Below are 10,934 nucleotides of genomic sequence, written 5' to 3' on the forward strand. Positions count from 1 at the left end.
CAGACGATCCAGGGAGGGAGGCCCGCGAGGATGTAGTGCGAGTCGCCTCGGCCCTCAGCGAAGCCCTCTCCCGAGGAGACACCCTCGCGGAGCCGCTGGCCGTCGAGGGCGACCGCTTCGAGTTCGTGGACACGCTGCGGCGGCTGCAGCCGGACCTCGTCATCAACCTCTGCGAGTCCCTGGCCGCCGACAGCCGGGGCGAGATGCTGATCCCCTGCCTGCTGGACATGCTGGGGGTTGCGTATACGGGCTCGTCTGCCCTCTCGCTGGGGCTGGCGCTGCACAAGCACAAGGCCAAGGAGCTGCTGCGCTCCCGAGGCATCTCCACTCCTCCCTTCGCGGTGGTGGAGCGGCTCGAGGACGTGATGGCGGTGGAGCTGGCCTACCCGCTCATCGTCAAGCCTGTGCGCGAGGACGCCAGCATGGGCATCGACTTCGACTCGGTGGTGGAGAACAAGGCCGGCCTGGCGTGCGCTGTCGAGAAGGTCCTGAGCACCTTCCAGCAGCCGGCCCTGGTGGAGCAGTTCATCTCCGGCCGGGAGATCTACGTGCCGCTGCTGGGCAACGCACCGCGTCGCGCCTTGCCGCTGACCGAGATTGTCTTCGGGAAGGCCTTCGAGAACCGTCCGAACATCGTCTCTTACAAGGCGAAGTGGGAGGAGGACTCCCCCGAATGCCTCGACAGCACCTCTGTCCCGTGCCACCTGGAGGACGCTGCGCTGGAGGCCCGGCTGGTGCGCACGGCGATGGACGCGTTCGCGGCGCTGGACTGCCTGGACTACGGGCGCGTAGACCTGCGTGTATCGCCCGAGGGCGTGCCTTACGTCATTGATATCAACCCCAACTGCGACCTCCACCCGACTGCCGGGTTCGCCAAGGCCGCCGCGCTGGCCGGCATGGAGTACCCGGCGCTGGCGGCCCGCCTCGTGGAGATCGCTCTCGAGAGAGCCCATGGAAATCCGCCCCATCGAAAAAAAGGACCGGGAGCCGCTCGCAGCACTCATCCGCAGAATCGAAACGTTCTCCCCGGAAGAGGTGGAGTGCGCCGTCGAGCTGGTGGATCTCGCGCTCACGCCGAATAACAAGGACTACACCATCCTCGTCGCGGACCGGGAGGGCCCCCTCGTTGGCTACGCGTGCTACGGCCCGACGCCGATGACGGAGGGGACGTACGATCTCTACTGGATCGCCTCGGACCCGGATGTGCGGGGCCAGGGGATAGGGGCCTCGCTGATTGCGGGCATGGAGGCGGACATGCGCCGGCGCGGGGCCCGTGTCATCCGCGTGGAGACGAGCGCCACGGAGGCCTACGGCCCCACCCGCGGCTTCTACGCCTCCATGAAGTACACGGAGGAGGCCCGGTTCCGGGACTTCTACAAGGTCGGGGATGACCTGATCATCCTGGCCAAGCGGCTGTAATCCGCGAACAAAACGCGGCTTTATTCCGTTAAGAGGGGGGTGATGACCCGCACGCCCCTCGTTGCTCCCCTGCTGGGCCTGGCTGTCGTGCTGCTGAGCGCGGCTCCGGCGCTTGGCCAGGCCCCTGCTCCTGCCGCTCGCTCCACCGCCAAGGCCGCGGCGGTCTCTCCAGCCATCTCCGATGTCCTCAAGACACCGCGTCCCAAGGGAGGCGAGTGGCTGGGGCTGTACCTCATGGACAAGAAGGTGGGGTACTTCTTCACGGACCTGGCGCCGGTGCCTGGGCGTCCGAACCAGGTGAAGAGCATCAACGAGCTGGTCTTCAAGGCCACGGTGGGCAGCAAGCCCTCCGAGCGTGTGCACCGCGAGGAGCGCATCTACGAGGCGAAGCCCGGGGGCCGGCTGCTGTCCTTCGTGGTGGAGCAGCGAGGCGACGGCGGCGAGCAGCGGCTCGAGGCCACCCAGACGGCGGAGGGGCTCCGAGTGGTGCGCAAGCGCCCGGGCCTGCCGGAGGAGGTGCGCATGCTCCCGGCCAGCCGCGAGACGGTGGAGGACGCGGATCAGGCGCGCGTGGCGATCCACCGGAAGGCGACCGTGGTGGGTACGATCACGGACGGGACGGATCTGGAGAGCTACAAGGTCACCACGACCCTGGAGCGGCAGGAAGAGCGGATGGTGCGCGGAGTCAAAGTCCGGCTGCACAAGGCACAGACGCTCTCCGAGAAGGAGAAGGTGCCGGTGGTGGCCTACGTCACGGACGAGGGCGAGATGGTGGAGGTGGACTTCGGCGAGACGATGAAGGCGCGCTCGGAGTCGGAGGCGGTGGCCAAGCGGCTGGATGTGGTGGAGGTGTTCGGGCTCACGCGGATCGTCCTGCCGCGGCAGCTGCCCGCCGAGGCGCGCTCCATCCCAGGCCGGGCGGTGCTGGTGATGAAGGGGCTGCCGGAGAAGTTCCAGGTGAACTCGTACCGGCAGAAGTTCGTGAAGCTGCCAGACGGGAACGTGGAGGTGACGCTGTCAGCGGACTTGCCACGGCAGGCCAGCCTCAAGCCGGCGCCGCTGGCGGACCCAGACGGCGGGGAGAACCTCAAGGCGACGATCATCGTCGAGAGCGACAACGCGGAGATCCGCAAGCTCGCGAAGAAGCTGGGGGGCTCGGACAAGGATGCGTACACGGTGGCGAAGAAGATCGTCACCTGGGTGGCTACGAGTCTCGAGAAGGACTACGGCGCGAGCGCGGACCGGGCCTCGGACGTGCTGCGGCAGATGAAGGGCGACTGCACGGAGCACTCGTTGCTGGCGGTGGCGATGCTGCGCGCCTTGGGGATTCCGGCGCGGCGGGTGGACGGGGTGGTGTACATGATGAACGAGGACGGGGTGCCCGCGTTCTACTGGCACGAGTGGATCGAGGCGTACGTGGGCGAGTGGACGCAGATGGACCCGACGTTCAACCAGATCGTGGCGGACGCGACGCACTTCGGCGTGGGCCAAGAGGGCAATGCGGAGATCACCCCTCTCATCGGCCAGCTCAAGGTGGTGGAGGTCCGCGACAGGCCCTCGGGTGCGACGGGTTCTCAGGCTCCCGCGGGCCGCTGAGCGCGGGGCCGCTACTGCGCCAGGACCTCCGAGATGTGGGTGGCATTCACCGCCCGCTCGAGCCATAGCCCCAGGGTGGCCAGGTCCGTACAGGACAGGATGCGTTGGCGCGCCGAAGTGTCCACGTGCACACCTCGCACGGCGAGGATCCGGAGCACGTCCTCAGCCCGCCCCTTGGCCAGCCCCTCGTCCCTACCCTTCTGACGTCCTTGCTCGAAGTGTTCCTCAAACCAGGCCGACATGAGTTCCTCCGTTCGCTGCGCACCTACTACGGATCTTAACATGTCCACTGTCACTCCCTTGGCTCCTTCCTCTCCCACCAACAGCAGGTAGTGGAAGATGGCGCTCACCTCCTCTGCACCGTTCGGGGCCCCATGAGCCTGGGTGAAGAGCTCCCCCCAACCCGGCAACCGCTGCGCCAGCTGCTCGCTGCGTCCATACACCAGCGCCAGAAGCACCAGCCGCGCCATCGGAGGACCTGGGCGTGTCTTCAAGGCCTCCTCTCGCGCGGTCGTCAGGTCGTCCAACAGGTACCCGGCGTGTGGAACCAGTGCTCTCCACTGCTCCGGTTGTTCGTCCGGCACGTCGAACAGCGCTTCCACCCGCCGAGGCGCGCTCCAAGCTCCTCCAGGCCCGTGGTACATCACCAAGGGAATGACAATGGGCATCAGCTCACTTCCCGGGTGCTCCTGGCGCCAATGCTCCAGTTGGCGCACCACGTATCGCAGAATCCTCAGAGCCATCCACCGATCCACGGACGACTGGTGCTCCAGTATCATGTAGAACAGCACCGCACGGCCTCCACGGAGCCGAGCCGAGAACAGCAAGTCGGTCTCCGTCTCTCGCAGCTCCGGATCCACAACGGAACCCCGCTCCGGTTGCAGGCTCGCCCAGTCCACCTGGGAGACCACGAAAGCCGGCAGTGCGGCGCGCAGCTCGGTCGCCGCCCGCTCGGGGTGGTCGAAGGTGAAGCGTACCAGGCGATCATGCGGGCCAGACATGGCCCCGGCATCAGCACAAAGCGGGCCAGCACCGCCGCGAAGAGAGCCCAAGGGGCGCGGGCGTCCTCCACGCGCTCCCTCCGTCCCGCACGGGAGACGGACTGTCTCTGCCTGGAGCCTGTCTGCAGTCAGAGACAGGGTCAGCTGGCGGCGGGCCCGGAATGAACCTGTCTGACAACAGGCGAGCTCTCCCAAAATCACTTGGACACCTTCAAGAGCACGCAGGCGCCGGAGCGCCCGGCTCACGCGTGGTGACGCAGGAGGTCCCGGGCATACCAGGCCAGGAGCGGCTCCTTACTGGAGGCCGCGTGCCAGAGCGCGGTGCGCGCCGTCGCCGAGAGCCACGGGAAGTCGTTCAAGGAGTTGGCGGCCGCGACCCGCAGTTCCAGCTCCATGGACTCATCGATGATGATGTTCGCCAGCGCCTCGAGGGCGGCCTCATGGTGCGTGCGAGACCGCGAGTAGCTGAGCCTCGAAGCCGCGGAGACGCGCAGTTCCAGGTCCCCCGTGCGCAGCAGCCGGACCAGCAGCTCCCACGCCTCAGGACGGTGCTCCCCGAGATCCCACACGAACCCCTTGATGGCGGCCGAGATGTTCCGGTCGCCCTCCTCGAGCCGGTGCACGAGCACCGTGAGGATGCGCTCGGCAATGGACTGGAACAGCTGCGGATCCCGGGAGCAGATGCCAATGCTCGCCACCGCCCGCATCAGCGCCGCCAGGGGCTCTCCCTTCACACCAGAGGCCAGCACCCTCGCGATCAGCTCCACCTGCTCCGGGGCCTCGGCGCAGATGCGCGCGATGGCGGCGGCGGCATACTCCCGCTCGGCGGGATCACTCTCGGTGGCCAGGATGCGCCCGATGAGGACGCCCACCGCCTCGCTCGCCTCTCCCCCGTAGCCGCCAATCTCGCGCAGCGCCCGGCCCCGCATGTCCGCGTCGCCATACCGCAGCTGCCCCATCAGCTCGCGCACCCGCGACAGCCTTGCCTCCGCATCATCCGGAAACGCGGGCCGCGGCAGATCCAGGTGCTGCAGATCGGTGACGAGGCAGACGGGACGGCCGTCCTCGGCGAGCCCCCACCACGAGCAGTAGGCGCTCTGGCCCATGGACGCCGGCGCGAGCGTGCCGGACGAGAAGGCGACGATGTTGGCGCCGGTCTTCGGCTCGAGCGTCAGCACGGTGCTCGACCATGAGGGCGGCGCGCCTTCGGTGAAGGTCTCCACGAACTGGCGGCTCTTCTCGGACACCCGCTCCACCACGTCCGCGTCGAGGAACGCGGTGATGTCGGGATCCGCCCGGTAGCCATAGCGCTCGTTGGGGCGAAGCGAGCGCGGGCTGCGCTCACCGCGAGCCGCCATCTCCCAGCGCACCGGGCGCTCGTCCTCGAAGCGGACCATGGCCATGGCGATGGACTCTTGAGCGGTGCGCGCGCTCCCGCGTCCCGTCCGGATGATGCTGAGGACCACGGGGTAGCGGCCCGGGCGGACGGTGCGAGAGAACGGCTCGCGGTGGTCCAGCGCGAGCAGGGCCAGCAGGTGGGCTCGGGGCAGCGGACGCGAGGGCAGCGTGAGCGGGTTGCAGGCCACCACTCGCCCACTGGTCAATACCAACGTGCCGACGTGATGCGTGGAGACCGCCACAGGTCTGCCGTGATCCAGCAGCACCCTGCTGTCTTCAAACGCCGTCAGCAGGTCACTCGTGGCGCTGCTCACTCTCATCGAAGAATTGCCCCCTGTTCGGATTCTAACCGCACTCGTGGCCATCTGCTGAAACAGGTTTTCGCTCAGACCGAGTGCACCCTCAGGGTTCAGCAGGTGGGAGAGCACACCCGCTTCTCCCACCCTGCTGCATGAGCCACCCGCCTCAGTCGCGAGGTGCAGCCTGGAGGCGCTGGATCAGCGCATCCGGGGCGGTTAACGGGCGCTCGCAGGAAAAGCCGCGGCAGACATACGCCGCGCCTTGGCCGTCCACAGGCTCCCTCGCCTCGAAGAGCTCCTGGAGCAGCGGAGGGACGGCGGTGCCCGACTCCTTCCACGTGAAGGCGAAGGTGGGCGCGAAGACGCGGTTCGCGGCGGACAGGAGCGGCGCCACCTGCTCACGCGTCCCCGCGAAGGTGACACCCGCAGCTCCGTCGAGGAACGTGTCCGCCGCGAGCGCCAGGTACCCGTAGCCCAGAGGGTTGTCCCCGAGCTGCTGCCGCATCCGGGAGATGTAGCGCTCGGGCAGCTCCAGCCAGGCCTTGTCCCCGGTGAGCGCGGCGAGCGCCACCTGCGCCTCGGTGAGCGTGGAGGCTCCCGAGGGGAAGGCGTTGTCGAAGAGGGAGTAGGTGGCCACCACCAGATCTTTCTGGCCCTTGGGCGCCGAGAGGTACGCCTGCTTCTCCCCGTCCCAGAAGAGCTCCACGGCGCGCTTCACCAGCGCCACGGCCGCCTCCAGGTACTTCGCATCGAAGGTGGCCTGGTAGAGCGCGGTGAGTCCGGCGGCCAGATCGCCGTAGTCCTCCAGGAAGGCATCGATGCGGCTGCCGCCCTCCTCATACGAGCGCACCAGGCGCGTCCCGTCCCACATCCGGGAGAGCACGAAGTCCGCCGCGGTGGCCGCGAGAAGGGCCCACTCCGGGCGCCCGAAGGCGCGCGAGGCGAGCGCCAGCCCGCGGATCATCAGCCCGTTCCAGCCTGAGAGGAGCTTGTCGTCCCGGCTCGGCTTCACGCGCTTCTCGCGCAGCGCGAAGAGGGCTCTGCGAGCAGCGGCCAGCTCGCGCTCCAGGGCCTCCACGGGCACGCCGCGCTCCTGGGCCAGCTCCGGCACAGGGACGACCGCCTCCAGCACCGTGGCGCCGCTGTCCTCGAAGTTCCCCTCGGGAGTGATGCGGAAGTGGCGCCGCAGCAGCTCGGCCTGCTCCGGAGGAAGGGTGGCGAGCTCCTCGGGCCTCCAGACGAAGAACTTGCCCTCCTCGCCCTCGCTGTCTGCGTCCTGGGCCGCATAGAAGCCGCCGCGCGCGTCCGTCATCTCGCGCTGCACGTACTCCACCGTCTCCTCCACCACCTTGCGCCAGAGCGGCCGCGGCTCCACCTGCTCCGCCTCCGAGTACAGGTGGAGGAGCTGGGCATTGTCGTAGAGCATCTTCTCGAAGTGCGGAACCCGCCACCGCGCGTCCACCGAGTACCGGTGGAAGCCTCCCCCGAGCTGGTCGTAGATGCCACCCAGCGCCATCCGCTCCAGCGTCCGCATCACCGCGTCCTTGATCGCGGGAGGTCCGCCGCGCCGCCATGCGCGCAGCAGGAAGGACACATCCATGGGGTTGGGGAACTTGGGCGCGCCGCCGAAGCCGCCGTTCACCGGATCCATGCTGCGGAGCATCTTCTCGCCCATCGTCACCAGCTCCGCCCCGGTGAGCGCCGCGGGGGCCGCGTCCAGCCCGTAGGTGGCCAGCTCGCCCAGTCCGTCGTGAAAGGCGGCTGCCTGCGCGAGCACCTGGTCCTGCTTGTTCACCCACGCGTCGTGGAGCGCCTCCAGCAGCCGAGGCAGGCCCGGGCGCCCGTACTTCTCCTCCGGCGGGAAGTAGGTGCCACCGTAGAAGGGCCGCAGGTCCGGGGTGAGGAACACCGTGAGCGGCCAGCCGCCCCCCTGTCCCAGGAGCTGCACCACACCCTGGTAGATCTGATCGAGGTCCGGCCGCTCCTCGCGGTCCACCTTGATGTTGATGAACCACTCGTTCATCCGCTGCGCGATGGCGGGGCTCTCGAAGGACTCGTGCGCCATGACGTGGCACCAGTGGCACGCGGAGTAGCCCACGGACAGCAGAATGGGCTTGTTCTCGGCGCGGGCTCTGGCGAGGGCCTCGTCTCCCCAGGGGTACCAGTCGACGGGGTTGTTGGCATGCTGACGCAGGTAGGGCGAGGGCTCGCGCGCAAGGCGGTTGCTCACACCAGGAGATGACGACGGCGGGTGGACCATGGGGCCATGCGAGCAGGCGGCTTCCCTCCTTTCAAGCCCCACTTGGGAGACACCGACCCGAGGCCCCCTCAAGAGAGCACTGGCCAACGGGCGCGGGTTGCGCTTTGTCCGGGGAGTGGCCGTTCCCGCCGCCCAGTCCACCTCTCGGAACCTCTGTCTCGCCCTGGTCGCGTTGGGCGCGGGGGTGCGGCTCGCGCTCGCGCTGGGCACGGACACCTACTTCGACGAGGCCTACTACTGGCAGTGGGCGCGCAACCTCGCGTGGGGCTACTACGATCACCCGCCGCTCATCGCCTGGCTGATCGCCGCGGTGGACATCCGGCCCGCGGCGCTGCTGTGCGGAGCGGGCACGGTGGCGGCGGTGTGGGGACTCGCGCGGGACGTGCATGGCAGCGCCGAGGCGGCCTGGCGCGCGGCGGCGCTGTGGAGCGTGGTGCCGGTGGCCATCCTGGCCGGGGTGTGGGCCACTCCGGACTCGCCCCTGCTCCTGTTCTGGACGCTGGCACTCTGGGCGCTGTGGCGCGAGCGGTGGGTGCTGGCGGGGCTGGCTTCAGGCCTCGCGCTCCTGTCGAAGTACCCAGCGGTGTTGCTCGCAGTGGCCTTCCTCGCCACAGCGGTGCGCCTGCGGCGGCTGCCGGCGGGCGCGTGGGTGACGGCGCTCCTGGGCGTCCTGCTCTTCCTCCCCGTGGTGCTGTGGAACGCGAACCGGGAGTGGGTGGGGTTCGCCTTCCAGCTCCGGCATGGGCTGGGCGGCACTGGCGGGCTCGAGTCCTTCGCGGAGTTCCTCGGGGGCCAGCTCGCGCTGGGCGGCCCCGTGCTGCTGCCGCTGGCCGGGGTGTATGCGCTCCGCGGCCCACGCGAGCAGTTCCTCCTCCGGGCCGCGGCGGTGCTTCCGTTGCTCTTCTTCGGGTACGCGGCGCTCCGCACCCGGGGAGAGGCGAACTGGCCCGCGGCAGCCTACGTGGCAGCCTGCGTCGGCGTGGCAGGCATGCGGCCCGTGTGGTTCCGGGCAGCGGCCTTCAGCGGGCTGGCCGTGGTGCTGGCGGTGGGCTCACACCTGCTGTTCCCCCTGCTGCGCTTCGAGCGGGATGTGCCGCTGGCGCGCACTCATGGGTGGGCCACCCTCTCGACGCTGGCCGAGCCCGCGCGACTCTTCCCGGACGCTGAGGCGAAGGAGATCGCCATCGTCTACGCGCCGAGCTACCAGCTCGCCTCGCAGGCGGCGCGCCACGCGGGAGTGTTCGTGGACACGGCGGGTGGTGGGAGGAAGAGCCAGTACGATCTATGGCCAGAGCCCGTGGTGGCTCCAGGGCAGGATGCCCTCTGGTACTCCGAGGGACCGGAGCCGCCCGAAGAGCTGGTCCAGCGCTTCACGGCGGTGGAAGGTCCGGTGGAGCTGCCTGCTGAGTTCCGTGGCCGGCGGGTGCACACCTTCCTCGTCTGGAGGCTCCGGGGCGCTCGCTGAAGTGGAACCCTGGGAGCGCCCTGCCGCGCGCCTTCATTACGGCGGGGGGATGCCTTCCTTGAAGGCGCGGAGTTGCAGCACGTGGACGTAGTTGAAGAGCGAGAGCTCCACCTCGCGCTGGTAGCTCACCTCGATGCTCACATTGTCCGTGATGCGGCTGCGCTCGATGACGATCATGTCATCCGTCAGCCCCAGGCCCGGGACGACGTGGTCGACGCCCCAGCTGTCCGTCTCGACGTGGCTCCCCATGCGGCCGGTGCGGCTGCGGATCTCCCCGCGCAGGATGCCATCGTTGATGTTCCGGCCAGCGAGGTTGAAGGTGGCCTCGACCGCCTCCTTCACGTCCATGTGGTCCACGTAGAAAGGGACCACCTTCGCCACGACGTAGACGGCGCTGGCGATGGCTGCCAGCACCAGGACGACTCCAAGGTTCTTGACGACTTTGGGCAGGGTCCACCCCCTCGCTCGAGACGCCCCGTGAAGATAGCCCATCCCGGCCGACTTCCGTCCGGCACGGAGGAACTTTTCCACTCTGCCGGTGTGAGCGAGCAGGCGAGCATCGGAATGCAGGCGTTCTGTTCTAGGCTGCGAGGCAACCCACTTCTTCGTGCCCCGCATGCGCACCCTGCCCGTTCCCCAAGTCCCCTGGAAGGCGCTCCTCGCCGTGCTGTCACTGTGCCTCGCGCTGCCCCTCCAGGCGCAGGCGCAGACACAGTCGAAGACGCAGACGAAGACGAAGGCCAGGAAGCCGAAGCCCCAGCCGCAGAAGCCGAAGCCCCCAGAGAAAGAGGAGGCTCCGTCGGAGAAACCGCAATCGGTGGTGCAGGCGGAGGAGCGGGCCCAGGCGAAGTCGCGCATGCGGGTCGGTGTCGGGCTGGAGCTCTTCAAGGAGAACTCCCACCTGGCGGGCTCCCAGTCCATCAACGCCTCACGCACGGACGAGTCCTTCGACTACAGCAGCGCCACCTTCCTCTCCGCCACGCTCTCCCTCAGCATCCCAGCGCCCATCCTCGCGGAGCGCGCCCGCATTGGAGGAGCCGTGCGCCTGTTCGGCAACTACAGCGCGAGCGGGAACCGGCAGTTTGGCTTCGGCCTGCTGAGCCAGGCGTTCATCACGGGCGAGTATGGCCTGCCCGTCGCGGACAAGACGGAGGTGATGTTCGGCGGCCGCGTTGGCATGTCGCTGCTCGTGCCCGACCGCGAGCTCAGCCAGGAGATCGACCGGCTCCAGGTTCAGGGAGTGGGCGTGTGGAGCGTGCCGCGCGTGGGCTGGCTGGGAGGGCTCTCCCTTGGGGGACGGAGAAAGATGAGCGAGCGCATCCATCTGCGCGCGGATCTGTCCGCCCAGCTCGACAAGACCTACCTCTTCGCCACGAATGAGACGATCGAGGGCCTCGAGTTCAGCAAGTCCTGGAGCACCTCCGCCCTGCGCTTTGGCTTCACGGTGGGCGCCGAGTTCTCCCTCTGAGTGGACTCAGGGTGGGTTTCCCCACCCA

9 protein-coding genes are annotated in these 10,934 nt (G+C 68.6%); 5 read left to right on the forward strand and 4 right to left on the reverse strand.

What is annotated here, in order from left to right; genetic code table 11:
- The 3 genes from VD972_RS30340 to VD972_RS30350 all read left to right on the forward strand — a co-directional run.
- A partial coding sequence (locus VD972_RS30340; protein WP_324992261.1) for a D-alanine--D-alanine ligase family protein occupies nt 1-1,082 on the forward strand: 1,082 nt, incomplete at its 5' end.
- Nucleotides 1,057-1,419 carry a GNAT family N-acetyltransferase gene (locus VD972_RS30345; protein WP_324992262.1) on the forward strand — a complete coding sequence of 121 codons (363 nt, stop codon included), beginning with the start codon at nt 1,057-1,059 and terminating at the stop codon, nt 1,417-1,419. The genes VD972_RS30340 and VD972_RS30345, both read left to right, overlap by 26 nt.
- Before the next feature lie 42 nt (nt 1,420-1,461).
- On the forward strand, nt 1,462-3,015 hold the full coding sequence (locus tag VD972_RS30350) for a transglutaminase-like domain-containing protein (protein ID WP_324992263.1): 1,554 nt from the start codon (nt 1,462-1,464) through the stop codon (nt 3,013-3,015).
- Nucleotides 3,016-3,026: 11 nt separating this feature from the next.
- On the opposite strand, the gene VD972_RS30355 is transcribed toward VD972_RS30350, so the two are convergent.
- The 3 genes from VD972_RS30355 to VD972_RS30365 form a co-directional block, all read right to left on the reverse strand.
- On the reverse strand, nt 3,027-4,016 hold the full coding sequence (locus VD972_RS30355) for an Rpn family recombination-promoting nuclease/putative transposase (protein WP_324992264.1): 990 nt from the start codon (nt 4,014-4,016) through the stop codon (nt 3,027-3,029).
- Between the two features lie 242 nt (nt 4,017-4,258).
- The gene (locus VD972_RS30360; protein ID WP_324992265.1) at nt 4,259-5,734 is read right to left on the reverse strand and encodes a DUF4241 domain-containing protein; all 1,476 of its coding nucleotides are present in this window, start codon (nt 5,732-5,734) and stop codon (nt 4,259-4,261) included.
- A 145-nt stretch (nt 5,735-5,879) separates the two neighbouring features.
- Nucleotides 5,880-7,973 (reverse strand): thioredoxin domain-containing protein, encoded by a 2,094-nt coding sequence (locus VD972_RS30365; RefSeq protein ID WP_324992266.1) that lies wholly within the window; start codon nt 7,971-7,973, stop codon nt 5,880-5,882.
- Nucleotides 7,974-8,070: 97 nt separating this feature from the next.
- On the opposite strand from VD972_RS30365, the gene VD972_RS30370 reads away from it, so the two are divergent.
- Nucleotides 8,071-9,438 carry an ArnT family glycosyltransferase gene (locus VD972_RS30370; protein ID WP_324992267.1) on the forward strand — a complete coding sequence of 456 codons (1,368 nt, stop codon included), beginning with the start codon at nt 8,071-8,073 and terminating at the stop codon, nt 9,436-9,438.
- Between the two features lie 36 nt (nt 9,439-9,474).
- On the opposite strand, the gene VD972_RS30375 is transcribed toward VD972_RS30370, so the two are convergent.
- A complete protein-coding gene (locus VD972_RS30375; protein ID WP_324992268.1) occupies nt 9,475-9,852 on the reverse strand; it encodes a hypothetical protein in 378 nt (125 codons plus the stop codon).
- 202 nt (nt 9,853-10,054) lie between these two features.
- Between VD972_RS30375 and VD972_RS30380 the strand changes: the two genes are divergently transcribed.
- Nucleotides 10,055-10,906: a hypothetical protein gene (locus tag VD972_RS30380; RefSeq protein ID WP_324992269.1), complete on the forward strand. Its 852-nt coding sequence runs from the start codon at nt 10,055-10,057 to the stop codon at nt 10,904-10,906.
- Nucleotides 10,907-10,934: the final 28 nt, after the last annotated feature.

The sequence above is a fragment of the Hyalangium sp. genome, from assembly GCF_035629615.1.
Taxonomy (GTDB): Bacteria; Myxococcota; Myxococcia; order Myxococcales; family Myxococcaceae; genus Hyalangium.